Here is a 26,666-nt window from a genome sequence, read left to right as displayed (position 1 = left end):
CGCCCCGCTGCTGATGGGGCAGGCCAAGCCCGAGCTGGTGCCCGACGTTTCGCAGCGCGACATCGAGATCGCCTACAGCTTCACCGGGGCCGAGCTGCTGCTGTTCGGCGCGATTGTCTATCCCGGCGGCATCGCGCCGCAAAAGGGCCAGCGCCCCGCCGATATCGTGGTGGTGATCAAGGGGCCGACCGAGTCGGTGGTGGTCCGCGAAAAATCGAAAGTCGCCGGCATCTGGGTCAACGCCGCGCAGACCCGCTATCGCTCGGCCCCCAGCTTCTACGCGATCGCCTCGTCGCGGCCGATCCGCCAGCTGGTCGACGACCGGACTCGGGCGATCTACGAACTGGGGCTGGACAGCCTGCAGCTTTCCCCCGCCTCGGGCGCGGCGCCGGAGGTGCAGCAGCGCTTCGACCAGGGGCTGGTGGACCTCAAGCGCCGCAGCGGCCTGTTCTACGAGGCGCCCGGCGCGGTGGAGATCACCGGCGGGGTGCTCTACCGCGCGCGGCTGACCATCCCGGCGCGGGTGCCGGTGGGGCGGTTCACCGCCGAGACCTTCCTGATCCGTGACGGCCGCGTGCTGGCCGCAGCGGTGCGGCCGATTGCGATCCGCAAATCGGGCTTCGAGCGGTTCGTCGCGACGAGCGCGGACCAGCATGCGCTCGTCTACGGGCTGGTCGCGGTCGGCGTCTCGTTTCTCTTCGGCTGGGGCGCAGGCGCGCTCTGGCGGCGGTTCTGATCGGACTGGATACCCCGTCTTAACCCGGCCAAGTCCATGGTGTGCCCGCCTTTTTTGGGGATGCACGATGGAAGGCCAGTTTCGCGTCGGTGGATTTGAAAGTGAAGGAAGCGGGGGCGGCGCGCCGACGAGCCGGGCGCCTGGCGGGCCGCGCGCGATCGGCGCGGTGTTCGAGATTGCCGGCGCCTCCAGCCAGGTGCTCCTCGACCTGGGCGAGCTCGATGCGCTGGCCGAGAGCGGCGACGCCGCGCTCGCCAATGCCGGGCAGGTGGGCGCGCAGGTCAAGATCCGGGTGGGCAGCGCCTGGCTGATCGCCAGCATCCGCACCGCCCGGCTCGATCCCTCGGGCAAGCGGATCGCGGCGACGATCGACTTCCTCGGCGAAGGCGACGAGGAGCGGCTGACGGGCAAGCTGTACCGCTTCCGCCGCGGCGTCACCCGCTATCCGGCGCCGGGCGCCGAGGTGTTCGCGGTCACCACCGCCGATCTCCGCCAGATCTACGCGGCGGACGATCGCGCGCATATCGAGGTGGGCACCGTCTACCCGACCAAGGACATTCGCGCCGCGCTTTATATCGACGCGATGCTCGGCAAGCATTTCGCGCTGCTCGGCTCGACCGGCACCGGCAAGTCGACCTCCGCCGCGCTGATCCTGCACCGCATCTGCCAGCTGGCGCCGCAGGGCCATGTGGTGATGATCGATCCGCACGGCGAATATGGCCGTGCCTTCCAGCACAATGGCGCGCTGTTCGACGTCTCCAACCTGCAGCTCCCCTATTGGCTGATGAACTTCGAGGAACATTGCGAGGTGTTCCTCACCAGCGAGGGCGGCGAGCGGCAGGTCGATGCCGACATCCTCGCCAAGTGCCTGCTGGCGGCCCGCTCGAAGAACCGGATCGGGCAGGAAATCGGCAAGCTCACCGTCGATGCGCCGGTGCCGTACCTGCTCTCGGACCTCACCAACGCGCTGACGCTCGACATGGGCAAGATGGACAAGGCGACCGACACGGCGCCCTATCTTCGCCTCAAGAGCAAGATCGACGAGGTGAAGGCCGATCCGCGCTATGCCTTCATGTTCTCCGGCATGCTGGTGGCGGACACGATGGCGGCGTTCCTGGCGCGCATCTTCCGCCTGCCGGGCGGCGGCAAGCCGATCTCGATCATCGACGTGTCGGGCGTGCCGAACGAGATCACCGCGGTGGTGGTCGCGGTGCTCAGCCGGATGGTGTTCGACTATGCGATCTGGTCGCGCGGCGAGGCCAAGCGGCCCGTGCTGCTCGTCTGCGAGGAGGCGCATCGCTATGTGCCCAACGAGCGCAATGCCGATGGCTCGTCGGTCGGGCGGATCCTCAGCCGGATTGCCAAGGAAGGGCGTAAGTACGGGGTGTCGCTGGGGCTGATCACCCAGCGGCCTTCGGATCTGGCCGAGGGCGTGCTATCGCAATGCGGCACCATCCTGTCGATGCGGCTCAACAACGAGCGCGACCAGGCCTTCGTCCGCGCGGCGATGCCGGAAGGCGCACGCGGTTTCCTCGATGCGATCCCGGCGCTGCGGAACCGGGAATGCATCGCAGTGGGCGAGGGCGTGGCGACGCCGGTGCGCCTGCTGTTCGACGATCTCGAGCCGGAAAAGCGCCCGGCCTCGGACGACCCGCTCTTCTCCGCGCTGTGGCGCGAGGCGGGCGGCGAAGAGGCGAGCATCGAGCGGACCATCCGTCGCTGGCGCGCGCAGGGGCGGTAGACCCCTCCACTCCAACCACCGTCATTCCCGCGAAGGCGGGAATCCATTGGCTGAGTCGTGGCGGCGCTTGCTGCGGCGGAACGGCGAATGGATCCCCGCCTTCGCGGGAATGACGCAGGGTCCGTGGTCCCCGCGGTTCGTTACTCCGCTGCGTCCTTCTGCACGCCGTGCCCGACCGGCACCGCCATCAGCCCGTGCAACTTCGCCTGAAACGCACCCAGCGCGCCGCCGGTCAGGCGACGGACCGAGACGAACGATACCGTGCGCGGGTTGACCGCCTGGCCGTTGCGAGTCGTCTCGAAATGGAGGTGCGGGCCGGTCGACAGGCCGGAATTGCCGCTGCGGCCGATCTGCTGGCCCTTGCGCACCGACTGTCCGGGGCGGACCATGATTTTACTCAGATGCGCATAGCCGGTGCCAAAGCCACCGCCATGCTCGATCCGCACCAGGTTCCCATAGCCTGCCGACCCGCCGGCGACACGAACCACGCCGTCGACGGCTGCATAGACCGGAGAACCATAAGGCGCGGCGATGTCGATGCCCTTATGCTCCCGCCTGTATCCCAGGATCGGGTGCATCCGCATGCCGAAGGCGGAGGAGAAGCGGCCATTGACCGGCATCATCATCATGCCGGTCTTGCTGCCGGTGCCGCTGGCGTCGAACCACTCGGTCTTGCCGTCGCTCTCCCAGGGGGCGAGCTGGACGCTGTTCGCGCAGCCCGTGACGCCGGCATACATCAGCTGGCCATATTGAACCTCGCCGGTGGCGGCACGCGCCTGGCCGAGGATCAGGTCGAACTTGCACGACGATCCCAGCTTGGACACCGAGACGCGGCTGGCCAGCGTGCGCAGGAATCCTTCCACTGCCTTGGCCGGCGCGCCGGCGGCGCGGGCCGAGCGGTAGAGGCTCGATCCGATCAGCCCCTGGACGCGCAGCGGCGTGCGGTCGATCGCAATCGGAATCGACTTGATCGCCAATGCGGCGCCCGTGCGGGCGATCTCGATCCGCCGATCGAAGGCGGCGCGGAAGGCGAGCTTTTCCAGCGGGCGCGGCTGCGACGTGTCGACGCGGCGGCCCAGCGTCATCTCGAGCACCGTGTTGCGCTGGATCTGGCCGAGCGGCATTGCCCCCGACACCAGGCTCGCGACGATCCCGGCATCGGCCTCGCCTACGCCCGAGCGCTGCAGCACGCCGCGCAGCATCGTGCCGCTGGCGAGCCGCGCTTCATGCTCGATGATCGGGCGTTCGGGGGTATCGCTGAGCGGCTTGACCAGGCCGGATGCCGCGACATGCACGCCGGTACGCGATCCCTTGGCGAGCGGCGCGATCGCCTGTGCCTGCTGCGCCTGCTCGGCTTCGCCGGTCAGCGGGGCAGGGACGATGCCGGTGATCGGCCGGTCGAAGCCCGGCGCGAGCATCCAGGTCGCGGCGCATAGCGCGGCACAGGTGGCAGCACCCCGAAGCCAGGTGCGCGAGCCGATATCGGCGCCGAGATCGGGGACGAGGTCGAGGGTCGCGAGCCGCTTGCCGATCCGCGCCGGCACCACCGCCGCCGGGATCGCTCGCGCCAGGCCACCGCCGCCGCCGGCCAGGCCCGAGCCATGTTCGTCGCGAAAGAACAAGCGGTGCTGCCCCTAAGACCCGTTCTGCGCACCGCAAAAGCGGCACGTCCATCGAATCACTCTGGAATCATGCCCTTAAAGTCAAATTAAGTTTGGAACCTGCACCTTCCGCACGCGGTGACCCGTGCGGAAGGTGCGGCGAAGGGACCGGATCGGCCGCAACCGTCGCGGATATGTAGAAAAGCGGTGCAAGGGAGTTGCCTAACGCCCTGCGGGCGACGATCTTGAAAGCAACATGAGCCAGTTCGCCCGTTCGCCCGTCACGGCAGTGCTGGGGCCCACCAACACCGGCAAGACCCACCTCGCCGTCGAGCGGATGTGCGGCCATGCCAGCGGCATGATCGGCTTCCCGCTGCGGCTGCTGGCGCGCGAGGTGTATGACCGCATCGTCCGGATGAAGGGGCCCACCGAAGTCGCGCTGATCACCGGCGAGGAAAAGATCCTGCCGCCCAAGGCGCGCTGGTTCTGCTGCACGGCCGAGAGCATGCCGCTGGAGCGCGAGACTGCGTTCGTCGCGCTCGACGAGGCGCAGCTCGGCGCCGACCCCGAGCGCGGCCATGTCTTCACCGATCGCCTGCTGCGCGCGCGCGGCCGGGAGGAGACGATGATCCTCGGATCGGACAGCCTGCGCCCGATGCTCAAGGCGCTGGTGCCCGAGGCGGAGGTGGTCGGGCGCCCGCGCTTCTCGACGCTCAGCTATGCCGGGGCCAAGAAGCTCTCCCGCCTGCCGCGCCGCTCGGCGATCGTCGCCTTCTCGGCGGAGGAAGTCTATGCCGTGGCCGAGGCGCTGCGGCGCTTGCGCGGCGGCGCGGCGGTGGTGATGGGGGCGCTGTCCCCGCGCACCCGCAACGCCCAGGTGGCGATGTTCCAGGCGGGCGAGGTCGACTATCTCGTTGCCACCGATGCGATCGGCATGGGGCTCAACATGGACGTCCACCATGTCGCCTTCGCCTCGCTCCACAAGTTCGACGGGCGCCGCCAGCGCCGCCTGACCATCGCCGAGATGGCGCAGATCGCCGGCCGCGCCGGGCGCCACCAGAAGGACGGCACCTTCGGCGCGCTGCACGCGGAAGGGCCGAGCGCGTTCACCCCCGAGGAGGTGCTGGCGATCGAAGGGCACCAGGTGCCCAGGCTCGAGCATCTCTACTGGCGCGAGGGCGAGCCCGATTTCGACAGCATCGACGCGCTGATCGGCAGCTTGGAGCGCAAGCCCGAGGCCGAGGTGCTACGCGCCGCACCGCAGGCGACCGACCTCGCCGTGCTCAAGCGACTGTCCGAGGAACGCTGGGTCCGCGACCGCGTGCGGCATCCCCGGATGGTCGCACGGCTCTGGGCCGCGTGCGGGCTGCCCGACTTCCGCAAGCTCGGCGTCGATCCGCATGCGCGCTTCGTAGGAAGGCTGTTCGGGCATCTGTCCGAAGGGCGCGGCCATGTGCCGCACCAATGGTTCGCCGACGAGATCCAGCGGCTCGACAATATGGGCGGCGACGTCGAGACGCTCGCCGGCCGCATCGCCGCCGCGCGCAGCTGGGCCTATATCGCCCACCGCGCCGACTGGCTGGAGGAGCCCGCCCATTGGGCCGAGCGGACGCGCGCGATCGAGGAGAAGCTGTCGGACGCGCTCCATGCCAGCCTCACCCAGCGCTTCGTCGACAAGCGCACGACCGTGCTGCTCCGCCAGATCGGTGCGGATGCCTCCACCCTGCCGGTGACGATCGGTCCCGAAGGCGAGGTGAGCGTCGAGGAGCATCCGCTCGGCACACTGGAAGGCTTTCGCTTCAAGGTCGCGGCCGAGGCGCGGGCGGGGGACAAGCGCATGCTGCTCGCCGCTGCGGAGAAGCGACTGGCGGGCGAATATCGCCGCCGCGGGTCGGCGCTGGCTGCGGCGCCGGACGCGGAGCTGACCCAGGTCGGCACCGCGCTCCACTGGCGCGGGCACGATGTCGCGCTGCTCAAGCCCGGCGCCAATCTGGTCCGGCCGCGCGTGCAGCTGGATCGCGCGCTCGACGTGCTCGATCCGCAGGCCAAGGCGGCGGTGCAGACGCGGCTGGAGCGCTGGTTCGCCGAGCGCGTTGCGGGCGACCTGCCGGTTCTTGCCAAGCTCGATGCGATCACGCGCGAGGAAGCCGCCGGTGCGCCCCTGCGCGCGCTGGCCAATGCGCTGCTCGAACAGGGCGGACTGCTGCCCCGCCGCGCGGCGGGCGGGATGATCGAGGCGCTGGACGGCCCCGCGCGGCACCGGTTGCGCAAGATCGGCATGACCATCGGCACGCTCGACCTGTTCGCCCCGTCGCTGCTCAAGCCCCGCGCCGCCGCCCGCCGTCGCGCGTTGATGGAGCTGGAGCAAGCGCCGCCCGATGCCGCCGTGGTGCTTGCGCGCGACGGCGCCGGGGCGGATCTCTCTTATGGCTTTCGCCCGTTCGGTGCGCAGGCGGTGCGGGTCGACTTGGTCGAGCGGATCGCCCGTGCGGCGCACGAGGCGCGGCAGGGCCGCAAGCCCTTCGCCCCCGATCCCGCGCTCGCCACCTCGATCGGGCTCAAACCAGAGACGATGGCGCGGCTGATGGCGCAGCTCGGCTTCCGCACCGCTCGCGGCGACGCCGACGCACCGCAGCGCTGGATCTGGCAGGGGCTGACGCCGCTGGCCAAGCCCAAGCCGGTCGTGGTTCCCGGCAATGCGTTCGCGGCCTTGGCGGCGCTCCGCAATGGCTGAGCCGTCGGGACACGGCCCGGCGATGCGGCTCGATCGCTTCCTGTGGTACGCGCGGATTGTGAAGACCCGCAGCGCGGCCCAGGCACTCTGCGAGAAGGGTCTGTTGCGGATCGACGGCCGCCGGGTCGAGCGCTCCTCCGCCGGCGTGCGCGTCGGCGCGATCCTCGCCTTCCCCATTCAGGGCAAGGTCCGCGTGCTCCGGGTCGAGGCCCTCCCGATCCGCCGCGGCCCGCCGGGCGAGGCGCGCGAATGCTACGAGGATCTCGTCACCGATCGCGGCGTTCAGGACATGCCCGGTGATTGACGTGGCGCCCGCCCGCGCATAGCAGGACCCCGAATTGATCGTTCGCAACCAAGGACCGTTTTCCCAATGACCTATGTCGTCACCGACGCGTGCATCCGGTGCAAGTACATGGACTGTGTCGAGGTCTGTCCGGTCGACTGTTTCTACGAGGGCGAGAACATGCTCGTCATCAACCCGAACGAATGCATCGATTGCGGCGTGTGCGAGCCGGAATGCCCGGCCGAGGCGATCCTGCCGGATACCGAGAACGGCCTGGAAAAGTGGCTGGAGCTCAACCGTACCTATTCGGAGCAGTGGCCCAACATCACCACCAAGGGGGAAGCACCGGCGGACGCCGATGCGATGAAGGCTGAGACCGACAAGTTCGATAAATATTTCTCGCCGAACCCCGGCTCGGGCGATTGATCGCGGGCGGCGCCCGCCGCCGCGCGCAACAGGCCCGAAATGGAGCAGGCGCATGGATTTATGCGCCGTGCGCGTGACCTTTCACTGGTAATTTTATTACGAGCGTGTTAAATAGTGCGCGACGAAGGCAGAAAGACTCGCCTTCGCCCGGAGACGCTAGCGTATGCCCCGTGTTTTCCCGTCCGCCGCGTGTCGCGCGCCTGGGCGGGGTCCGCAATCCAACCGGGGCCGGTAATTCACGAAAGGTTCCTCGCACATGGCTGCCAAGGCGCTGTCCTTCGATGTCGGCGATTATGTCGTTTACCCCAAGCACGGCGTAGGCCGTGTAATCGAGCTGCAAAAGCAGGAAATTGCTGGAATGCAGCTCGAACTCTACGTCCTGCGTTTCGAAAAAGAGAAAATGACGCTCCGCGTGCCCACCAACAAGGCCGAGAGCGTGGGCATGCGCAAGCTTTCCAGCGACAAGACGCTCAAGGAAGCGCTCGATACGCTGAAGGGCAAGCCCAAGGTCAAGCGTACCATGTGGTCGCGCCGCGCCCAGGAATATGAAGCCAAGATCAATTCGGGTGACCTGGTGTCGATCGCCGAAGTGGTCCGCGACCTGTTCCGCGCCGACGACCAGCCCGAGCAGAGCTATTCCGAGCGGCAGATCTTCGAAGGCGCGGCCAGCCGCCTCGCCCGCGAGCTGGCGGCGATGGAGGAGCTCGACGAGCCCGCGGCGCTCGAGAAGATCCTGGACATCCTGCGCAAGGCCGCAGCGATCCACAACAAGGACAAGGTTCCCGCCTGAGGCGCGGATCCGGGTCGGACGCAAAAGGGGGCGGAACCATGGGTTCGCGCCCCCTTTTCGTTGCGCGCCGATCGTGTATTATGGCGGCAACACACGATCGGGAGATCCGCCATGCGTCCGTTGCTCATCCTCGCCCTGCTGCCTGTTGCCACCGCCTGCCACGCCAGCTGGGACGAAAACAAGGGCACCAGGATCGAGGCCAGCGGCACTGGCGCCAGCCGCGCCTTTGCGGCGAACGGCTTTACCGGGGTCGCCCTGAAGAGCTCGGACGATATCGACGTGCGCACCGGCGCCGCCTTCTCGGTGCAGGCCGAGGGCGATCCCAAGGTGCTCGACCAGCTCGACATCCGCCTCGACGGCAAGACGCTCAACGTCGGCCGCAAGACTCGTGTCGGGATGATGTGGGACAAGAGCGGCGGGGCCAAGATCCATATCGTGATGCCGCGGCTGACCAACGCGACGGTGGCGGGCTCCGGCACGCTGCGGGTCGATCGCGTCGAGGGCAAGTTCGGCGGTGTCGTGGCGGGTTCGGGGGATCTCGACATCGCGGCAGCGGCGGCCGACGAAGCGTCACTGACCATCGCCGGTTCGGGCGACATCGCCGTTGCTGGCCGCGCCGACACGCTGGATGTGTCCGTTGCGGGCTCGGGCGATTTGCGCGGGCAGCAGTTCAGGGCTGCTCGCGCCGACATCTCGATCGCCGGTTCAGGCAGCGTGCGGGCGAATGTGAGCGGCCCGGCCTCAATCTCGATCCTGGGTTCGGGCGATGTCGAACTGCACGGCGGCGCGCAGTGCAAGGTCAGCAAGATCGGATCAGGCGAGGCGAAGTGCTCGTAAGCATTTCTGAAAGCCTCAAGGCGAAGGGCCGGCTCCGCGTCTTCGGATCGCTGCTCGCACTGCTGATTCTGCCGGAGGTCGCGAGCGCGCAACAATGGCGCGCTATGTCGACAGCGCAATCGCGCACCACAGCGGCCAAATTCGCCCATTGTACGGTCGTCGAGAATCGCAAGGCGGTGCGCGACTATCTTGCACGGCCCGTCGGCGGTGACGGCGAGGCGGGCATTCCTCCCGATCTGATGGTGGGATGCCTGAGGGTCTCGACCGGACGATTTGGCGGCGAACAGGAAATGCGCATGCCGAAGCTGCTGTTGCGCGGGCTGTTGTTCAATGCCCTGATCGCGCGTGACCTCAAGCGTCCGCCGACCACGGGATTCGAGTCCGTCGCGCCGCTTGCCTATCCGGTTACCGAGAGCGACCCCGCTACCGCCATACTTCGACGCGACTATCGCGCGCTGATGAAGATTGGCGAATGCACGGCTCGGGCCGCGCCGGATAAGGTATGGGCGTTGCTTGTAACGCCGGTCGCCACGCCGGGGAGAAGGCTGCGATCGTCGGCCTGCACACGGTATGGAGCGCGTGCTTGCCAGGGCGCAAGGATATGACGTTCAGCACCGAGATGCTGCGGGCGAGCTTGGCGGAACCCTTTCATCGCCTCAGCATGGCGAGCCGATAGCAAGAAGCGCTCGATCGAAGAGGGGGCGCGCTGCCGCTTCAGGCCGCCAGCGGAAACCGCAGCAGCTTGTGCTCCGTGGCCACCAGCGCTTCCGCGCCCGCGCCCACGGCGCGGATGATCTCCGGATGCCCGGCGTCCAGCCCGCCGGTGAGCGCGCCGAAGGCCGGCAGGATCAGCTTGGTCCCTGTAGCCACGAAACAGCGCCGCGCTACGTGGCGGCCGCGCACCGTCAGGCGCAGTTTGGGGTGGAAATGGCCCGAGAGTTCGGGGCGCGGCTCGCCGGCTTCGGCTTCGTGGCGCAGCACCAGCCCGTCGATCTCGGCCTCTTCGTGCACGGTGCCGCCGCAATGGTCGACCAGCACCGCGTCGTGATTGCCGGTGATCCAGTGCCAGGCGAGGCTGCCGGTCAGCGCCGTCAGCATCGCGCGGGCCTGAGCGGGCAGGCGCTCGCAGCCTTCGACATCGTGGAAGCTGTCGCCCAGGCACCAGAGCTCCAGCGGGCCCAGCCGCTCGACGATCGCGGTCAGCGCCGAGAGCGTGGCGATCGTGTCATAGGGCGGCAGCATCTGGCCGCCGAGCGCGAACCAGCTCGCCTTTTCGAAGTGCAGGTCGGCGACGAGCAGCGCGCGCCGCGCCGGCCAGTAGAGCGCGCCTTCGGGCAGCACGCGGAAGTCATGGCCGGCGAACGAAAGGGGAACCATGGCCGTCCTATCCCGCTTCCGCTCGCCGCCGTCAACGGGTCTCAGGCGGCGACCGTCGCCGCCTCGCCCCGCACCGTCTCGCCCAGCGCGCCGAGGATGCGCACCCAGGAACGAATGCCCTTGTGGAAGCTCTTCAGCTCGTACTTCTCGTTGGGCGAGTGGATATTGTCGTCGGGCAGCGCGAAGCCGACCATCACGCTGTCCATCCCCAGGATCGAGCGGATCGAATTGACCACCGGGATCGAGCCGCCGCAGCCGAGCAGCGCGGACGTGCCCCATTCGGCGTCGAGCGCGCCTTGCGTCGCCGCCAGCGGGCCGCTGTCGCTGGCCAGGCTGATCGCGAAACTGCCGGGGCCGCGGGTCACGAACTCGGCCGAGCAATCCTCGGGCAGGCGGCTGCGGACATGGTGCTGGAAGGCTTCCCACACCTGGTCCGGATCCTGGGTCCCGACCAGGCGGAAGCTCACCTTGGCGTGCGCTTCGGCCGGGATCACCGTCTTGAAGCCCTCGCCGGTATAGCCGCCCCACATCCCGTTGATCTCGGCGGTCGGCCGCGACCAGACCTGTTCGAGCACGGTCTTGCCCGCCTCGCCTGCGGCCACGCGCAGGCCGATCTCGCCGAGGAATTCGCCTGCATCGAAGCCCAGCTTGTTCCAGCTCTCCAGCACCACCGGATCGGTGTCCGGTACGCCGTCGTAGAAGCCGTCGAGGGTAACCCGACCCTCGGCATCCTTCATTTCGCCAAGGATGCCGGCGAGCAGCTGGAGCGGGTTGCGCGCCGCGCCGCCGTACAGGCCCGAATGCAGGTCGCGCGAGGGGCCGCGCACCGTCACCTGGCCCGCCGCCATGCCGCGCAGGCCGATGGTGATGCCGGGGGTGTCGCGGTCCCACATCAGCGTGTCGCAGATCAGCGCGAAATCGGCCTTCAGCTCCTCGGCATGGGCGTGGAGGAAGGGCTCCAGGCTAGTCGAGCCGGATTCCTCTTCGCCCTCGAACAGGATGGTGACGCGGCAGGGCAGGCGGCCCTCGACTTCCTTCCAGGCGCGGCAGGCCTCGACGAAGGTGCGCAGCTGGCCCTTGTCGTCCGAGGCGCCGCGGCCGACGATCGTCTTCGATCCATCGGCCCGCGTGTCGATCCACGGATCGAACGGGTCGCGCGTCCACAGCGCGATCGGGTCGACCGGCTGGACATCGTAATGGCCGTAGAACAGCACATGCGGGCCGTCCCCGTCATGGTGCGCGACGACCATCGGGTGCCCCGGCGTGTCCGCCACGCGCGCCTCGAAGCCCAGCGACGACAGTTCGGCGGCAAGCTGCTCGGCCGCGCGGCGACAGTCGGCGGCATAGGCGGGGTCCGTGGAGATGGAGGGCACGCGCATCAACGCGGCGAGGCGCTCGATGCTGGCATCGAGCTGGGCATCGGCGAACGCAAGAACGGAGTCGGTCATGGCCCTCAGCTATGCCGCCGCCGCACCGGCCGCAAGTCCGGCAAAGGGGCAGGGGCGAACCCTCAAGATTGCATTGTTGCAATGTGTCGCGGTGAGTCCCCGATCGGTCATAAAACAAGGTTAACGCACGGTTTACGTCAAGAAATGCCATGTTCAGGGGGAACATTCATGCTTCGCAAGACCGTCGCCGCGCTCGCGCTTTCCTGTGCCGCGATCTTGCCCGCGCACGCGCAGCTGGTGCTGCTCGCCCAGGGCCAGCTGACCGGCAGCAAGGCCGGTGCCGGCAAGGACCTGTCCGGCCTCAACTATACGCTGGAGAACGGCCTGCCTGCCAACATCCTGGGCGGCCTCGGCTCTGGCCTTACCTATGCCGGCGGCAACGTGTTCCTCGCGGTGCCCGATCGCGGGCCCAACGCCACCCCCTATAACAGCGCGGTCGACGATACCGCCTCATATATCAGCCGCTTTCAGACGCTGACGATGACGCTCACCGCCAATCCGAGCGCGGGGCTGCCCTTCACCCTCACCCCCGAGCTGCAGCGCACCACGCTGCTCTACAGCCCGACGGCGCTGCAGTACGGCACCGGCGCCGGGCTCGGCACCAAGGCGGACGGTACGCCCATCGGCTCGGGCGCGCCGGTGGTGAACACCGCCGGCCATTATTATTTCAGCGGCCGTTCGGACAATTACGGCGCCGGCGCCTCGAGCAACCCGCTCGACGCGCGCTTCGACCCCGAGGCGGTGCGCGTCTCGAACGACGGCAAGAGCGTCTTCATCTCCGACGAATACGGCCCCTATGTCCGCCAGTTCGACCGGGCGACCGGCGCGCTGGTCAAGACCTTCACCCTGCCGGGGAACCTCGCCGTCACCACGCTCTCGCCCAACGGCCAGACCGAGATCGACAAGAACGCCACCGGCCGCGTCGCCAACAAGGGCATGGAAGGCCTGGCGATCACGCCCGACGGCAAGACGCTGGTCGGCATCCTGCAGGCTGCGCTGGAGCAGGATGCCGGCACCGCCTCCAAGCTGCTGCGCATCGTCACCATCGATATCGCCACCGGCGCCACCCACGAATATGGCTATAAGCTCACCAACGGTTCGGGCGTGAGCGAGATCGTCGCGGTCAACAACCACCAGTTCCTGGTCGACGAGCGCGACGGCAAGGGCCTGGGCGACGGCACCGCCGCCAAGGTGAAGCAGCTGTTCCTGATCGATCTGGACGGCGCGACCGACATCACCAACCTCACCGGCAAGGCCGCACAGGACAAGGCGATCGCCAAGTCGTCCACGCCGTTCCTCGATCTGGTGGCCGAGCTGGGCAAGGCGGGGATCGCGGCGACCAATGTCCCCGCCAAGATCGAGGGCGTGAGCTTCGGCCAGGACGTCACCTATAACGGCGCGACCTACCACACGCTGTACCTCGCCAACGACAACGACTTCGTGCCGGCGACCTCGGGCCAGAACCAGTTCTATGTGTTCGGCTTCCAGGACAAGGATCTGAAGGGCTATGTCGCCCAGTCGGTCGCGGCCGCACCGATCCCGGAGCCGGGCATCTGGGCGATGCTGGTTGCCGGTGTCGGCGCGATCGGGAGCATGCTGCGCCGTCGTCGCCCGGCGACCGCGCGTTCCTGAATCATTTCCCCGGCCCGGTGCGACCCTGCGCACCGGGCCGGGGCGCAAGGACTTGCCGGTCCTCCGGCGCTCTGAGATAGTCGCGGCCGGGGAAGGGACCGCGTGACCACCACAGAGACCGGAGCGGGCGCGCGGTACGGCGCGTTCATCAGCTACAACCATGCCGACCGGGCCCGCGCGCGCTGGCTGCACCGGGCGCTGGAGCGCTATCGCATTCCCGCCAAGCTGGTCGGCACTGCGGGCGCGTTCGGGCCGGTGCCGCGACGGCTGGGGCGGATCTTCCGCGATCTCGACGAACTCTCCGCCGCCAGCGACCTCAGCGCCGAGGTGCGCGCGGCGCTGGCCGATTCCGCCTGCCTGATCGTCGTCTGCACGCCTGCGGGCGCGGCATCGCAATGGGTGGCGCGCGAGATCGCGCTGTTCCGCGAACTCCATCCCGATCGCCCGGTGCTGGCCGCGCTGTTCGACGGCGAACCGGCCGAGGCGATGCCGGCGGAGCTGCGGCGCGCGCCGGACGGCACCGAGGCGGAGCCGCTTGCCGCCGATTTCCGCGAGGGCAAGGATGGCAAGCGACTGGCGCTGCTCAAGCTGGTAGCGGGCGCGGTGGGCGTGCCGCTCGACGCGCTGGTCCAGCGCGACGCCCAGGCGCGGGTGCGCCGCGTGACCTTCGTCACGCTCGCCGCGGTTTTTCTGGTGCTAGCCATGGCGGGGTTGACGGTCCTGGCCGTCCGGGCTCGTGCGGAGGCGGAGCTTCGGCGTGCCCAGGCGGAGGGGCTGGTGGAATTCATGCTGACCGACTTGCGGGGGCGGCTGAAGGAGGTCGGCCGGCTCGACGTGCTTCGGGAAGCGAACGAACGCGCGCTTGCCTATTATGGCGAGCAGGATCTGGCGACGCTGCCCCCCGACGTCCTCGCCCGCCGCGCCCGCGCGATCATGACGATGGGCGAGGATGCGATGGAGGCCAAGGACACCCCCCGCGCCCGTGCGGCCTTCACCCAAGCCAACCGCATCACCCACACGCTGATCGCGCGCCAGCCCGATCAGTACGACGTCGTGTTCGCGCATGCGCAGAGCGAATTTTATCTCGGCCTGCTCCACTTCAAGGCAGGCGAACTGGCGGCGACGGAGCCGCATTTCGAAGCCTATGCGGCGCTGGCGCATCGGTTGATGGCGCTCGCTCCGGCCGATCCGCGTAGCGCGGAAGAAGTCTCCTATGCTGCCGGAAATTTGTGCGCTCTAAGGATGGAGCAGCGTCAAGCGGAGCGCGCGGTGACACTCTGTGGTGAAGCGCTACGCGCCAACGAAGCCCTTGCGCAACGCGAATCCGATTCGGAACAGCGCTGGCGAGACGTTGCCAATCGGCAAGGGTGGTTGGCTGATGCGCAGTTTGATGCTCGTAATATGAATGCTGCGTTAGACCTTCGCCGGCGACAGGTTGCACTGCTTGAGCGCCTTTTTGCTCGGGACCAAGGAAACGCACGCAACCGACGCATGCTGATTTGGGCGGAACGCGCTCTCGCGAAGTTGGAGAACCGCAATGGTGACGACGCCTTGGCTGTGCGTCGTATGCGTGCTGCCATCAGTGACCTCCGTACAATGACGGAGGAAGATACCGAAAATCAAGAACTCGCGACTAGGTTGAAGGAGATGGAGGCCGAACTGGTCCGAATCGAGGGGAAACGTAAATGAACGGTCAATATCCGCTGTCGATACTTCCGCCATCGTACATAAGGCTGGTCAAGCGATATCAGATATTTGCTAGCAGTAAGGGTGGTTATCCGCTGAGCGATTTGAACTTTCATATCGAAGGATATGAGGATGTCGATCGGTTTGGCAACGGAAAGCAAGTTACCGCTGCAGATGACTTTACCAAGATCGTCCGCGACTTCGTGGCTGCACCGCCCAACATCACGCCTATCCTCGTCGGTCCTACGACACCCCCGCCAACGCCGCTCGATATCGTCGTCCGCGAGCCTTGCTGCGTCATCTTCAAGCTGATCGGCGATTTTTGGGAATATACGCCCAATAGCCTGTATGTCAGCACGAAGCACGAATATCCGGACGGCAAGTATCGCCGTGCCTTCCCGCTGCTCGATGACAACGGCAGGATCGCTGCTGTCGGATTCTTCGTGGAGTACGTCACCAATCCGCAGGACCGTAAGACGTGCGAAGGGCTCAATCTGTACGTGGACTTTTTGCAAGGAGATATGCGCATGCCGACGATTATCGATCCGGACGTGGAGAACCAGGGTGGCCATGTACCGCCGAAGAACCCGAAGCCGCAGGAGCCCGATGGCGACGAGTGATCGGCGTTTCGCTGCAACGCTTTAGGGGAGTATGCCGAGCAGGATGACGGCGAACGTGCTTGCGATAACCGCCCAGGCGCGTGCCGGTGCGCTCGACCGCGCCTGGCAGATGTTTCGCGACGCGGGGTTTGACCGCGTCGCGGACGATCCCGCCGTGCTCAGCCTCAAGGGGCGGCTCCTCAAGGACGAGGCGCTGCTGCTTGCCGGCGAGGCACGGCGCGAGCATGCCCGTGCCGCTGCGGCTGCCTATGCCGCGGCGGCGCAGCTCGCGCCCGCGCCCTATCCGCTGATCAACGCCGCCACGCTGGCGCTGATCGCCGGCGACGTGCCCGGCAGCTACAGCCTCGCCGCCGATGTGGAGGAGCTGCTCCAGGCCGGCATTGCGGACGAAACCCCCTATTGGCTCGCCGCGACCGAGGCCGAGGCCCGGCTGCTCTCGGGCGACGTGGCCGGTGCCGAGGCCGCGCTCGCCCGCGCGATCGCCGAGGCGCCGCATGCCTGGGAAGACCATGCCTCCACCCTGCGCCAGCTCGGCGTGATCCTCGCCGAGCAGGGCGCATCGGCGGACTGGCTCCGCCCCTATCGGCCGCCGTGCAGCCTTCACTTTGCCGGCCATCTGCGTCTGCCCGAGGATGTGGGCGCGCTCACCGACAGCATCGATGCGCTGCTCAATTCCGAACGGGTGGCGTTCGGCTATGGCGCGCTGGCGGCCGGCGCCGACCTGCTGATCGCCGAGCGGCTGATCGCGCGGCGGGCGGAGGTGCATGTCGTGCTGCCGGGCACCGTATCCGAGTTCGTCGAGCGATCGGTGCGTCCGCATGGCCACCGCTGGGTGCGGCGGTTCGAGGCGGCGCTGGCCGAGGCGGCGAGCGTCCACGAACTGGGCGAGGCGAGCCCGGAGGCGTTCATGCCCTCCGTGCGGCTCGCCGATCTGGTGGCGATGGGCCGCGCGACGCTGCAGGCCGGGCTGCTCCAGTCCGAGGCGGTGCAGTTGCTGGTGGGGCCGGGCGCGCTGGACGATGCCGGGCAGAGCGCCCATGCCGGCGCGCTGTGGCACCGCGCCGGGCGGCGCCAGCATCTGCTGCCGCTGCCGGTTTCCGCCAGCCCGCAGCCGCCCGCGCCCAGCCGCGTGCAGATCCTCGCGGTGCTCGCGGTCGATCTGCTGGGCGGCGAGGGGGAAGACTATAGCGCGCTGGAGCGCGATCTCGCCTGCCGTCTTCCGGCACTGCACCGCGCCTTGGCCGAAACGCCGCCGGCGGTCGCGCGCTGGTCGGCGCAGCGGCTGCTGCTCGGCTTCTCTGCGGCAGGGGCCGCGTGGGAAGCAGCGCGCAGCATCGGCGCCGCGCTCGCCAGCACCGGTCCGCTTCGCCAGGCGCTGCACATCGGGTTGGCGATGCCGGTCCGCGATCCGGTGACCGGTGGCGCGGTGCTGCTCGGCAGCAGCTTCGATCTTGCCGAGCGGATCCTCGGCGTCACCGCGGCGGGCGCCACCTTCGCCAGCGAAGCCTTCGCCGCCAGCCTGGCTGCCTGCGAGGCCGATGCCGGGCGCGCGGAGCTGGTGGGAGAGCTCGGGCTGGTCGGCCAGGCGCCGGTCGCGCTCTACGCGATGCGGCCGCGGCTCATACGATAAGCGCCTCGAGGCGGGCGGGGGCGACGATCTCCAGCCCGTCCTCGTGTCGCCGCACGATCCCGCGCCGCTCCAGCGCCGATACCGCGCGCGACACGGTCTCGCGCGCGGTCTGCACTCGCAGCGCCAGGTCGGAGAGCACCGGCAGCGGGCGGATCCAGCGCCCGTCGCCCGCCTGCGCCATCCGCAGCAGCTCGGCATGGACGCGGCCGTTGGACGACAGCATCAGCCGCGCCGAAACGAGTTGGGTCAGCGCGCCGAACTGCCGCACCATCGCCCGTGCCAGCACCAGCCCGACACAGGCATGGCGTTCGGCCAGCGCATAGAAATCCTGGGTGGCAAAGCTGGCGACTCGCGTCGGCATGGTCGCGGTGATCTCGGCCGCCTGTTCGCGCCCGGGATCGACGCCGCCGAAAATCTCGCCGGGGCGATGCTCGGCCAGCTGCAGCAGCCGCCCGTCGAGCGTGACCATCGCCGCGCGGGCATGGCCGTCGAGCAGCACCATCACGCGGTGACACGTCTCGCCCTGGCGGATCAGCGTGGTGCCGGCCGCGTACTCGCGCGTCGACGTCGCCGCCGTCAGCTCCGCCGCAACCGCCTCGCTGCAGGCGAAGAGGTGGGCGAAGCGTACCGCCAGATCGATGTCAGATGTTGCCCCCACGCCTCAAATAATTCGCTGCCTTAGCTTTGTTGGCACCATGTTCATTGCAACGCAGCGTGGCAAGTCCGATCCGGATCTACGCCGCGAAATCTGGATGTTTCGATGCGCTGCGGTTCAGACGGGTTGGAGGTCGACGGCAAACAGCGCGCCGCCGCCGTCCGCGTCCATGGCGCGGATAGGCGCGCCCATCGCAGTGGCGAAGCCCTTGGCGATGGCGAGGCCCAGGCCGCTGCCGCCGGCGCGGTCGCTGCCCGTCCCGCGCGCGAAGGTCTCGAAGATGCTGGCCTCCTCGCCGGGGGGCAGCCCGGGGCCGTGGTCGCGCACTGCCAGCCGTACCGCGTCCGGGCGGCGTTCGCCGAGGATCTCGATCGCGCCGTCGCCGCCATGCACCGCCGCGTTCGAGAGCAGGTTGAGCAGGATGTGGTGGAGCAGCCGCGGGTCGGCGCGGACCAGCGGCAGGTCCGGCGGCACGCGCAGCACGAGTTGGCGCCCGGCCAGGACGTCGCGCAGGTCGTGCACGGCGGCGGCGGCCGCGTCGGTGAGGTCGATCGGCTCGAGGCTCAGGGCGATCGCGCCGGCATCGATGCGCACCATGTCGACCAGATTGTCGAGGAAGCGTCGCAGCCGGGCAACCTCGGCGCGGGCGATGCCGGTCGCGGTCTCGTCCGGGTGCGCGGCGGCGAGCGCGTCCACTGCCGCCGCGACCGAGGTGAGCGGGGTGCGCAGGTCGTGCCCGATCGAGGAGAGCAGCGCCGCGCGCAGCCGGTCGCGCTCGCGCAGGACCGAGACTTCGCGGACGTCCTGCTCCAGCCGCAGCCGCTCATGCGCCAGCGCCGCCTGGCCGAGCAGGGTGGAGAGCAGCAGCGCGCGGTCCGCGGTGATCGGCTCGCGTCCGTCCGGCGCGGCGAGGCCGAGCACGGCGAGCACGCCCATGCTGGTGCGCAGGGGGTGGAACTGCCAGTCGGCAGCGATCAGCGTGCCGGTGCCGACACCGCCCGCCTCGCCGCTGCTCCACGCCCATTCCGCGGCGGCATGGTCGACGGCGCCGAGCGGTGGGGCATCCTCCGGACAGCTGGCGATCCGTTCGAGCATGCCCTCGCGGCGGGTGAGCAGGACGACCGACAGGTCGAGCAGCCGCGCGACCTCCTCGCACACCACGCGGCTGGTGGTCTCGGTGTCCGAGGCACGGGCGAGCGCCTGGCCGAACGCGGCGACCGCGGCATTCTCCTGCGCGCTGCGGGTACCCAGCGTCGCGCGAGTGCGCAGCCTTGCGGTGAGGTTGGCGGTGAACAGCGCGATCGCCTCCAGCACGAAGAAGGTCAGCACGCTCTGCGGGTCGCCGATCGTGAAGGTGTAGAGCGGTGGCAGGAAGAAGAAGTTGTAGGCGAGGCCCGCCATCGCTGCCGTCGACACGCCGGGCCCGAAGCCATAGCGAAAGGCGATCAGGATTACCGGCAGCAGGAACAGCAGGTCGGTGCCGCCGGCACCGATCAGGGGCAGCGTGACCTTGCCCAGCGCCACGGTCAGCGCCACGGCCAGCGCGCCGACCAGATGCTCCTGCCAGCGGCCAAGCGCGGGGAGGTGCCCTCGTTGCCGCTCGCGGGCGCGCTCCTCGGCGGCCGGCAGGACATGCACCGCCACGCCGTCCGTCGCGCGCAGCAGCGACTCCACCACCGATCCGTGCCGCAGCTCGAACCACCAGCTGCGGCGCGAGCGGCCGATCACCAACTGCGTGGCGCGCATGCCGGTCAGGTGGGTACGCAGGCCGTCGATCACGGTCGCTGCGGGGACGGTAGCGACGGTGGCGCCCAGGCTGCTCGCCAGCTGCAGGGTTTCGGCGACGCGGCGGCGCTGGTCGGCGTGGAAGCGCTCGGCGCGCGGCGTCTCGATGAAGACGACTTGCCAGCTCGCCTTCAGCGCGTCCGCCAGCCGCTTGCCGGCGCGTACCAGCGCATCGCCGCCGGGCAGCTCGCTCACCGCCACCAGCACGCGCTCGCCCGCGGCGAAGGTGCCGGGCACCGCCAGCGCATCGAGATGGTCGAGCATCGCCCGATCGACACTGAGCGCGGCGCGGCGCAGCGCCATTTCGCGTAGCGCGGAGAGATTGGCCTTGGAGAAGAAATGCGCCAGTGCCCGGCTGGCTTCCGCGGGCACATAGACCTTGCCCTCCTTCAGCCGGTCGATCAACTCGTCCGGCGGCAGGTCGACCAGCTCGATCTCGGCATCGTCGAAGATCGCGTCGGGCACGGTCTCGCGCACCCGCACGCGTGTGACGCTCGCCACCACGTCGTTGAGGCTTTCGACATGCTGGACGTTGAGCGTGGTGTAGACATGGATGCCGGCGTCGCGGAGTTCCTCCACGTCCTGCCAGCGCTTGGGATGGCGGCAGCCGGGGGCGTTGGTGTGGGCGAGTTCGTCGACCAGCACCAAGGCCGGGCGGCGGGCGAGGATCGCGTCGAGATCCATCTCCTCCAGCCGGTGGCTCTGATGCTCGACGGCCTTGCGGGGGAGCACCTCGAAGGGCGCGACCAGCGCCTCGGTCTCGGCGCGGCCATGCGTCTCGACCACGCCGACCACCACATCGGTGCCGGCGCGCAGCCGCTCGGCACCCTCGCGCAGCATCTCGAAGGTCTTGCCGACGCCCGGCGCCGCGCCGAGGAAGATCTTCAGCCGCCCGCGCGTCTCGCGCCGGGCTTCGCGCAGCAGCGCATCGGGATTGGGGCGGTCGTTCAATGGACGGGCCTCGGTCGGATCGGGGAATCCTTGCGCGGGTGCGTGCGGGTACGACGTACCAAGCCGTCATCCCCGCGGAGGCGGGGATCCATTGGCGCTGGTGCCGCGGTTCCTTCCCCCAGCGAACAGGGAAATGGATTCCCGCCTCCGCGGGAATGACGAAGGTGTGTGGCAGGCGCCGACCCGCAATCCATTCGCGATCATCCTATCCAACGAGGAGCATGGCCCTCCCGATACGCCGAACCGGCAGCCGAACGCCACGCTCCGTCGCCCGACTATATGGAATCTTAATGCCGGTGGCCGGTTTCACCGTCGAAGCTTAACGGCGCACCGCACTAGATCGCGCCCAAGGCCGCCACCCGGCGGCGTAAGCAAGGGCCAACCCCATGTCCGACATTCTCTGGCTCGCCGCGCTCGGCGGGCTGTTCCTGCTGACGCTGGCCTTCGTCCAGCTGTGCGTGAAGGCCTGAGCGATGGGCCTGCACCTGATGCTCGCCGGCGCGACCGCACTCGCGCTGCTCGTCTATCTGGTCGCGGTGCTGCTGCGGCCCGAGCGTTTTTGAGGAGGGCCGCATGACACTCCAAGGCTGGGGCTTCATCGCCCTGTTCGTCGCCATCCTCGCGGCTGCGGCCAAGCCGATGGGCCTGTGGCTCTTCGCGCTCTACGAAGGCCGTCGCACCCCGCTCCATCGGGTACTCGGCCCCGTCGAAAGCGGCATCTATCGCATCGGCGGCATCGATCCGAACGCCGAGCAGGGCTGGCGCACCTATGCGCTGCACCTGATCCTGTTCAACCTCGCGCTCGCGGTGCTCACCTATGCGGTGCTGCGCCTCCAGGCGGTGCTGCCGTGGAACCCGCGCGGGCTTGCCGGCATGAACGCCGACGGCGCGTTCAACACCGCGATCAGCTTTGCCACCAACACCAACTGGCAGGGCTATGCGGGCGAATCGACGCTGTCCAACCTGTCGCAGGCGCTGGGGCTGACGCTCCACAACTTCACCTCGGCGGCGACCGGCATCGCCATCGCCTTCGCGCTGTTCCGCGGCTTCGCCCGCAAGGAAGCGCGCGGCATTGGCAATTTCTGGGCCGATTTCACCCGCGTGACGCTGTACCTGCTGATCCCGGCCTGCCTGATCTATGCGCTGTTCCTCGTCGCCTGCGGCGTGCCGCAGACGCTGGCCAGCAGCGTCGACGCCACCACGCTGGAAGGCGCGCGCCAGACGATCGTGCTCGGCCCGGTCGCCAGCCAGGAAGCGATCAAGATGCTCGGCACCAACGGGGGGGGCTTCTTCAACGCCAACTCGGCGCATCCGTTCGAGAACCCGACCGCGCTGACCAACCTGGTGCAGATGCTGTCGATCTTCCTCGTCGGCGTCGGCCTCACCTGGACCTTCGGCAAGGCCGTGGGCGACACGCGCCAGGGCTGGGCGATCCTCGCCGCGATGGCGGTGCTGTTCCTCGGCGGTGTCGCCGTCACCTATGCGGCGGAATCGGCCGGCAACCCGGCGTTGCATGCGATCCATGTCGCCGGCGCGAACATGGAGGGCAAGGAAACCCGCTTCGGCATCGTCGCCAGTTCGCTGTTCGCGGTCGTTACCACGGCCGCCTCGTGCGGCGCGGTCAACGCGATGCATGACAGCTTCACCGCGCTGGGCGGCCTGATCCCGCTGTTCAACATCCAGCTCGGCGAGATCGTCGTCGGCGGCGTCGGCGCAGGCATCTACGGCTTCCTGCTGTTCGCCATCCTCGCGGTGTTCGTCGCCGGGCTGATGGTGGGGCGCACCCCCGAATATGTCGGCAAGAAGATTGAGGCGCGCGAAGTGAAGCTGGCGGTGCTCGCCGTCGCGGTGCTGCCGCTCTGCATCCTGGGCGGCGCGGCGCTCGCCTCGGTGCTGCCGGCGGGCCTTGCGGGCATCGCCAACAACGGCCCGCACGGCTTCTCGGAAATCCTCTACGCCTTCACCTCCGCGACCGGCAACAACGGCTCGGCCTTTGCCGGCCTCTCGGCGAACACGCCCTTCTACAACGCCATGCTCGGGATCGCGATGTGGCTCGGTCGCTTCTTCGTGATCGTGCCGGTGCTGGCGATCGCCGGCAGCCTCGCCGCCAAGAAGCATGCGGCCGGTGGCGTCGGCGCCTTCCCGACCACGGGCGTGCTGTGGGTGGGGCTGCTCGTCGGCATCATCCTGATCCTGGGCGGGCTCACCTTCCTGCCGAGCCTGGCGCTGGGGCCGATCGCCGATCACGTCACGCTGCTTCGCGGCCAGCTCTTCTGAGGACGACAAGCAATGTCTGCACCCAAGTCCATCTTCGCGGCCGAGCTGATCGGCCCGGCCATCGGGGACGCGTTCCGCAAGCTGAATCCGCGCGAGCTGATCCGCAACCCCATCCTGTTCACCACGGCTGTCGCGGCGCTGCTGCTCACGGTCCTGCTGGCGCTCGGCGGCGAGCCGCTGCCGGTGGGGTTCCAGGTCCAGCTGATCGTCTGGCTGTGGCTCACCGTGCTGTTCGGCACCTTCGCCGAGGCGCTGGCCGAGGGCCGCGGCCGCGCCCAGGCGGCGTCGCTGCGCGCGACCAAGTCCGAGCTCGAGGCCAAGAAGCTCACCGGCGTCGGCGAGACCTGGCGCAAGGTCGAGGCGCACCTCCTCCAGCGCGACGACCTCGTGCTGGTCGAAACCGGCGACCTGATCCCGGCCGACGGCGAGGTCGTCGAGGGCGTCGCCTCGGTCAACGAGGCCGCGATCACCGGCGAAAGCGCGCCGGTGATCCGCGAGGCGGGCGGCGACCGCTCGGCCGTCACCGCGGGCACGCGCGTGATCTCGGACAAGATCATCATCCGCGTGACCCAGGATCCCGGCAAGGGCTTCCTCGACCGGATGATCGCGCTGGTCGAAGGCGCCGAGCGGCAGAAGACGCCCAACGAGATCGCGCTGACCATCCTGCTCGTCGGCCTGACGATCATCTTCCTGATCGCGGTGGGCACGATCCCGGCCTTCGCCAACTATGCCGGCGGGGCGATCCCGGTGGCCGTGCTGGCGGCGCTGCTGATCACGCTGATCCCGACGACCATCGCCGCGTTGCTCTCCGCGATCGGCATCGCGGGCATGGACCGGCTGGTGCGCTTCAACGTGCTCGCCAAGTCGGGCCGCGCGGTGGAAGCCGCGGGCGATGTCGACGTGCTGCTGCTCGACAAGACCGGCACGATCACCATCGGCGACCGTCAGGCGAGCGCCTTCCACCCGCTGACCGGCGTGGACGAACGCACGCTGGCCGAGGCGGCGCTCACCGCCAGCCTTGCGGACGAGACGCCCGAGGGCCGCTCGATCGTGACGCTGGGCCGCGAGAAGTTCGCCTTCGACGCGAAGCTCGATGCCGCGGCGGAGGTGATCCCGTTCACCGCGCAGACCCGCAGTTCGGGCGTGCGCCAGGGCGACACCGTGATCCTGAAGGGCGCGGTGGATTCTATCCTCAAGATGGATCCGGACGCTGTCGGTGCGGCCGAGCTCAAGCGCATCACCGACGGCATCGCCCGCGGCGGCATGACCCCGCTGGCAGTGGTCCGCAACGGTCGCCTGCTCGGCGCGGTGGCGCTGAAGGACGTGGTCAAGGCCGGCGTTCGCGAGCGCTTCGCCGAGCTGCGCCGGATGGGCATCCGCACGGTGATGATCACCGGCGACAACCCGCTCACCGCCGCCGCCATCGCGGCAGAAGCGGGCGTGGACGACTTCCTTGCGGAGGCCACCCCCGAGGACAAGCTGGCGCTGATCCGCCAGGAACAGCGGGGCGGCAAGCTCGTCGCGATGTGCGGCGACGGCACCAACGACGCACCGGCGCTGGCGCAGGCGGATGTTGGTGTGGCGATGAACACCGGCACCCAGGCGGCGCGCGAGGCGGGCAACATGGTCGATCTCGACAGCGATCCGACCAAGCTGATCGAGATTGTCGGCCTCGGCAAGCAGCTGCTGATGACGCGCGGTGCGCTGACCACCTTCTCGATCGCCAACGACGTCGCGAAGTATTTCGCGATCATCCCGGCGATGTTCGTCGCGCTCTATCCCGGCCTCGGCGTGCTCAACGTCATGGGCTTGTCGAGCCCGACCAGCGCGATCCTGTCGGCGGTGATCTTCAACGCGATCATCATCCCGTTCCTGGTGCCGCTGGCGCTGAAGGGCGTGACCTACAAGCCGATGGGGGCCGGCCAACTGCTCGCCCGCAACCTCGCCATTTATGGGCTGGGCGGACTCGTCGCCCCGTTCATCGGCATAAAAGTAATCGATCTGGCCGTCGCCGGCCTTCACCTCGCCTGAGGATCTGGACCACCATGTTCCGTACGTTTCTTTCGTTCGCGTCGTTCACCGTCGTCGCCGCTCCGGCCTTCGCGCAGGACAGCGTGCCGGCTACCCCGGCGGCGGCATCCGCACCGGCGCTCTGCACCGACCGCCCCACCAAGTCGAACTTCGCCTGCACCGTGCCGCAGGGCATGGTCCAGCTGGAGACCGACATCGGCAACTGGACCCGCGCCGATGCGGGCGATACCCGCGTCGACACGATCCTCTATACCAACCCTACGCTCAAAGTCGGCCTTACCGGCTCGACCGATATCGAGGCGAGCATCGCCCCCTATGAAACGGTGCGCACCCGCACCGCCACCGGCACCCAGACGCTGCACGGCGTCGGCGATCTCACGCTGCGGTTGAAGCAGCGGCTCACGGATCCGGCGGGGCAGGTGCAGATCGCGCTGTTGCCCTTCGTGAAGATCCCCACGGCGAAGACGGGCATCGGCAATGGCGAGACCGAGGGCGGCGTGGCCGTGCCGGTCAACATCGCGCTGCCCAAGGGGTTCACGCTCACTTTCGGCCCCGAGGGCGACATCCTTGCCGACAGCGACGGGCACGGTCATCACGCGCAACTGGTCGGCACCGTCAATCTCGGCAAGGCGATCACGCCGCAGTTCACGCTGATCGGGGAGTTCTGGGCCGCCCGCAACTTCGACCCCGCTGGCTACGTCACCCAGACCTCTGCGGACATCGCCGCCAGCTATCTGCTGCGCCCGACGCTCCAGCTCGATCTCGGTGCCAATTTCGGCCTGAACCAGGCCACCCCCGATGCCCAGGTCTATCTGGGCATTTCCACCCGCTTCTGAGGAGGAAAGCCATGCGTTCCGATCTCGTCTCCGCGCTTCGTCCGTCCATCCTGCTCACCCTCGTCTTCGCGGCGCTGCTCGGCATCGTCTATCCGCTGGTGCTGACCGGGGCGGGGCAACTGCTCTTCCCGGCGCAGGCCAATGGCTCGCTGATCCGCGACGATGCCGGCAAACTGCGCGGCTCGATGTTGCTCGGCCAGAACTTCGCCGGCGCCCGCTACTTTCACGGGCGTCCCTCGGCGGCGGGCAATGGCTATGATCCGCTGGCGTCGGGGGGCTCCAATCTCGGCCCGGCTTCGAAGAAGCTGATCGACCGGGTGACCGCCGATCAGAAGCGCCTCGGCGCGGACGCGCCGGCCGACCTGCTCCAGGCATCGGCCTCGGGCCTCGATCCCGAGATCAGCCCGGTCGCCGCCCGCTTCCAGGTCGCCCGCATCGCCAAGGCGCGCGGCATTCCGGCGGATCGCGTCGCGCAGCTGGTCGACGCGAACGTGCAGACGCCGCTGCTCGGGCTGATCGGTGAGCCGCGCGTCAACGTGCTCGCGCTCAATCTGGCGCTCGACCGGCAGGGCGGCGCTCGCTAAGCGAAG

General features: G+C 68.7%; 22 protein-coding genes. 17 read left to right on the top strand and 5 right to left on the bottom strand.

Translation table 11 applies throughout. From position 1 onward, the window contains the following. Positions 1–13 precede the first annotated feature (13 nt). Entirely contained in the window at positions 14–736 is a 723-nt protein-coding gene (locus QZ814_RS18865) for a TIGR02186 family protein (protein WP_294335190.1), read from the top strand. 67 nt (positions 737–803) lie between these two features. Further along, positions 804–2,477 (top strand): DUF87 domain-containing protein, encoded by a 1,674-nt coding sequence (locus QZ814_RS18860; protein WP_294335113.1) that lies wholly within the window; start codon positions 804–806, stop codon positions 2,475–2,477. A gap of 140 nt (positions 2,478–2,617) precedes the next feature. On the opposite strand, the gene QZ814_RS18855 is transcribed toward QZ814_RS18860, so the two are convergent. Beyond that, on the bottom strand, positions 2,618–4,099 hold the full coding sequence (locus QZ814_RS18855) for a M23 family metallopeptidase (protein ID WP_294335110.1): 1,482 nt from the start codon (positions 4,097–4,099) through the stop codon (positions 2,618–2,620). 235 nt (positions 4,100–4,334) lie between these two features. On the opposite strand from QZ814_RS18855, the gene QZ814_RS18850 reads away from it, so the two are divergent. The 6 genes from QZ814_RS18850 (at position 4,335) to QZ814_RS18825 (ending at position 9,753) form a co-directional block, all read left to right on the top strand. Further along, the gene (locus tag QZ814_RS18850) at positions 4,335–6,812 is read left to right on the top strand and encodes a helicase-related protein (RefSeq protein ID WP_294335108.1); all 2,478 of its coding nucleotides are present in this window, start codon (positions 4,335–4,337) and stop codon (positions 6,810–6,812) included. Beyond that, positions 6,805–7,116, top strand: coding sequence for a S4 domain-containing protein (locus tag QZ814_RS18845; protein WP_294335107.1), 312 nt, complete (start codon positions 6,805–6,807; stop codon positions 7,114–7,116). Before QZ814_RS18850 ends, QZ814_RS18845 begins: the two co-directional genes overlap by 8 nt. A 66-nt stretch (positions 7,117–7,182) precedes the next feature. Then, entirely contained in the window at positions 7,183–7,521 is a 339-nt protein-coding gene (gene fdxA, locus QZ814_RS18840; protein WP_010545040.1) for a ferredoxin FdxA, read from the top strand. A gap of 256 nt (positions 7,522–7,777) precedes the next feature. Continuing rightward, on the top strand, positions 7,778–8,311 hold the full coding sequence (locus QZ814_RS18835) for a CarD family transcriptional regulator (protein WP_294335106.1): 534 nt from the start codon (positions 7,778–7,780) through the stop codon (positions 8,309–8,311). Between the two features lie 111 nt (positions 8,312–8,422). Further along, positions 8,423–9,148 (top strand): head GIN domain-containing protein, encoded by a 726-nt coding sequence (locus QZ814_RS18830; RefSeq protein ID WP_294335105.1) that lies wholly within the window; start codon positions 8,423–8,425, stop codon positions 9,146–9,148. After that, positions 9,139–9,753 (top strand): hypothetical protein, encoded by a 615-nt coding sequence (locus tag QZ814_RS18825; protein ID WP_294335104.1) that lies wholly within the window; start codon positions 9,139–9,141, stop codon positions 9,751–9,753. Before QZ814_RS18830 ends, QZ814_RS18825 begins: the two co-directional genes overlap by 10 nt. A 109-nt stretch (positions 9,754–9,862) precedes the next feature. On the opposite strand, the gene pdeM is transcribed toward QZ814_RS18825, so the two are convergent. After that, positions 9,863–10,525 carry a ligase-associated DNA damage response endonuclease PdeM gene (gene pdeM / locus QZ814_RS18820; RefSeq protein ID WP_294335102.1) on the bottom strand — a complete coding sequence of 221 codons (663 nt, stop codon included), beginning with the start codon at positions 10,523–10,525 and terminating at the stop codon, positions 9,863–9,865. Positions 10,526–10,566: 41 nt separating this feature from the next. After that, positions 10,567–11,973, bottom strand: a complete 1,407-nt coding sequence (locus tag QZ814_RS18815; protein ID WP_294335099.1) for a M20/M25/M40 family metallo-hydrolase — start codon at positions 11,971–11,973, stop codon at positions 10,567–10,569. 168 nt (positions 11,974–12,141) lie between these two features. Here QZ814_RS18815 and QZ814_RS18810 point away from each other — a divergent pair, with 168 nt between their 5' ends. From QZ814_RS18810 to QZ814_RS18795, 4 genes are all read left to right on the top strand, one after another. Then, positions 12,142–13,605 (top strand): esterase-like activity of phytase family protein, encoded by a 1,464-nt coding sequence (locus tag QZ814_RS18810; RefSeq protein ID WP_294335098.1) that lies wholly within the window; start codon positions 12,142–12,144, stop codon positions 13,603–13,605. A 102-nt stretch (positions 13,606–13,707) separates the two neighbouring features. Then, positions 13,708–15,294, top strand: coding sequence for a toll/interleukin-1 receptor domain-containing protein (locus QZ814_RS18805; RefSeq protein ID WP_294335097.1), 1,587 nt, complete (start codon positions 13,708–13,710; stop codon positions 15,292–15,294). Continuing rightward, positions 15,291–15,911 carry a nucleotide synthetase gene (locus QZ814_RS18800; RefSeq protein ID WP_294335095.1) on the top strand — a complete coding sequence of 207 codons (621 nt, stop codon included), beginning with the start codon at positions 15,291–15,293 and terminating at the stop codon, positions 15,909–15,911. Before QZ814_RS18805 ends, QZ814_RS18800 begins: the two co-directional genes overlap by 4 nt. Before the next feature lie 43 nt (positions 15,912–15,954). Beyond that, positions 15,955–17,541 carry a TRAFs-binding domain-containing protein gene (locus QZ814_RS18795; RefSeq protein ID WP_294335092.1) on the top strand — a complete coding sequence of 529 codons (1,587 nt, stop codon included), beginning with the start codon at positions 15,955–15,957 and terminating at the stop codon, positions 17,539–17,541. Here the strand turns inward: QZ814_RS18795 and QZ814_RS18790 are convergent. Together QZ814_RS18790 and QZ814_RS18785 are read right to left on the bottom strand one after the other, a co-directional pair. Further along, positions 17,531–18,199 (bottom strand): Crp/Fnr family transcriptional regulator, encoded by a 669-nt coding sequence (locus QZ814_RS18790; protein ID WP_294335091.1) that lies wholly within the window; start codon positions 18,197–18,199, stop codon positions 17,531–17,533. The two genes, QZ814_RS18795 and QZ814_RS18790, sit on opposite strands and share 11 nt — an antisense overlap. Before the next feature lie 114 nt (positions 18,200–18,313). Beyond that, positions 18,314–20,932: a sensor histidine kinase KdpD gene (locus tag QZ814_RS18785; RefSeq protein ID WP_294335090.1), complete on the bottom strand. Its 2,619-nt coding sequence runs from the start codon at positions 20,930–20,932 to the stop codon at positions 18,314–18,316. Positions 20,933–21,405: 473 nt separating this feature from the next. On the opposite strand from QZ814_RS18785, the gene kdpF reads away from it, so the two are divergent. The 5 genes from kdpF to kdpC are packed head-to-tail and all read left to right on the top strand — an operon-like array spanning position 21,406 to position 26,660. Continuing rightward, positions 21,406–21,495 carry a K(+)-transporting ATPase subunit F gene (gene kdpF / locus QZ814_RS18780; protein ID WP_019368916.1) on the top strand — a complete coding sequence of 30 codons (90 nt, stop codon included), beginning with the start codon at positions 21,406–21,408 and terminating at the stop codon, positions 21,493–21,495. Positions 21,496–21,505: 10 nt separating this feature from the next. After that, positions 21,506–23,209: a potassium-transporting ATPase subunit KdpA gene (kdpA, locus tag QZ814_RS18775; RefSeq protein WP_294335089.1), complete on the top strand. Its 1,704-nt coding sequence runs from the start codon at positions 21,506–21,508 to the stop codon at positions 23,207–23,209. 12 nt (positions 23,210–23,221) lie between these two features. Then, positions 23,222–25,240 (top strand): potassium-transporting ATPase subunit KdpB, encoded by a 2,019-nt coding sequence (gene kdpB / locus QZ814_RS18770; RefSeq protein ID WP_294335088.1) that lies wholly within the window; start codon positions 23,222–23,224, stop codon positions 25,238–25,240. Between the two features lie 14 nt (positions 25,241–25,254). Then, the gene (locus tag QZ814_RS18765; protein ID WP_294335087.1) at positions 25,255–26,076 is read left to right on the top strand and encodes a transporter; all 822 of its coding nucleotides are present in this window, start codon (positions 25,255–25,257) and stop codon (positions 26,074–26,076) included. 11 nt (positions 26,077–26,087) lie between these two features. Continuing rightward, positions 26,088–26,660 carry a potassium-transporting ATPase subunit KdpC gene (kdpC, locus tag QZ814_RS18760; RefSeq protein WP_294335086.1) on the top strand — a complete coding sequence of 191 codons (573 nt, stop codon included), beginning with the start codon at positions 26,088–26,090 and terminating at the stop codon, positions 26,658–26,660. Positions 26,661–26,666: the final 6 nt, after the last annotated feature.

Origin of the sequence: uncultured Sphingomonas sp., from assembly GCF_913777625.1 — a bacterium.
Classification (GTDB): Bacteria; Pseudomonadota; Alphaproteobacteria; order Sphingomonadales; family Sphingomonadaceae; genus Sphingomonas.
Note: the sequence above shows the minus strand (reverse complement) of the source record. Positions and strands in the feature narration are given on the sequence as shown.

Excerpts from the sequence above, each read along its gene's own strand:
- QZ814_RS18865 (WP_294335190.1), top strand. The coding sequence starts at position 14 with ATGGGGCAGGCCAAGCCCGAGCTGGTGCCCGACGTTTCGCAGCGCGAC.
- QZ814_RS18860 (WP_294335113.1), top strand. The coding sequence starts at position 804 with ATGGAAGGCCAGTTTCGCGTCGGTGGATTTGAAAGTGAAGGAAGCGGG.
- QZ814_RS18850 (WP_294335108.1), top strand. The coding sequence starts at position 4,335 with ATGAGCCAGTTCGCCCGTTCGCCCGTCACGGCAGTGCTGGGGCCCACC.
- QZ814_RS18845 (WP_294335107.1), top strand. The coding sequence starts at position 6,805 with ATGGCTGAGCCGTCGGGACACGGCCCGGCGATGCGGCTCGATCGCTTC.
- fdxA (WP_010545040.1), top strand. The coding sequence starts at position 7,183 with ATGACCTATGTCGTCACCGACGCGTGCATCCGGTGCAAGTACATGGAC.
- QZ814_RS18835 (WP_294335106.1), top strand. The coding sequence starts at position 7,778 with ATGGCTGCCAAGGCGCTGTCCTTCGATGTCGGCGATTATGTCGTTTAC.
- QZ814_RS18830 (WP_294335105.1), top strand. The coding sequence starts at position 8,423 with ATGCGTCCGTTGCTCATCCTCGCCCTGCTGCCTGTTGCCACCGCCTGC.
- pdeM (WP_294335102.1), bottom strand. The coding sequence starts at position 10,525 with ATGGTTCCCCTTTCGTTCGCCGGCCATGACTTCCGCGTGCTGCCCGAA.
- QZ814_RS18815 (WP_294335099.1), bottom strand. The coding sequence starts at position 11,973 with ATGACCGACTCCGTTCTTGCGTTCGCCGATGCCCAGCTCGATGCCAGC.
- QZ814_RS18810 (WP_294335098.1), top strand. The coding sequence starts at position 12,142 with ATGCTTCGCAAGACCGTCGCCGCGCTCGCGCTTTCCTGTGCCGCGATC.
- QZ814_RS18800 (WP_294335095.1), top strand. The coding sequence starts at position 15,291 with ATGAACGGTCAATATCCGCTGTCGATACTTCCGCCATCGTACATAAGG.
- QZ814_RS18795 (WP_294335092.1), top strand. The coding sequence starts at position 15,955 with ATGACGGCGAACGTGCTTGCGATAACCGCCCAGGCGCGTGCCGGTGCG.
- kdpF (WP_019368916.1), top strand. The coding sequence starts at position 21,406 with ATGGGCCTGCACCTGATGCTCGCCGGCGCGACCGCACTCGCGCTGCTC.
- kdpA (WP_294335089.1), top strand. The coding sequence starts at position 21,506 with ATGACACTCCAAGGCTGGGGCTTCATCGCCCTGTTCGTCGCCATCCTC.
- kdpB (WP_294335088.1), top strand. The coding sequence starts at position 23,222 with ATGTCTGCACCCAAGTCCATCTTCGCGGCCGAGCTGATCGGCCCGGCC.
- QZ814_RS18765 (WP_294335087.1), top strand. The coding sequence starts at position 25,255 with ATGTTCCGTACGTTTCTTTCGTTCGCGTCGTTCACCGTCGTCGCCGCT.
- kdpC (WP_294335086.1), top strand. The coding sequence starts at position 26,088 with ATGCGTTCCGATCTCGTCTCCGCGCTTCGTCCGTCCATCCTGCTCACC.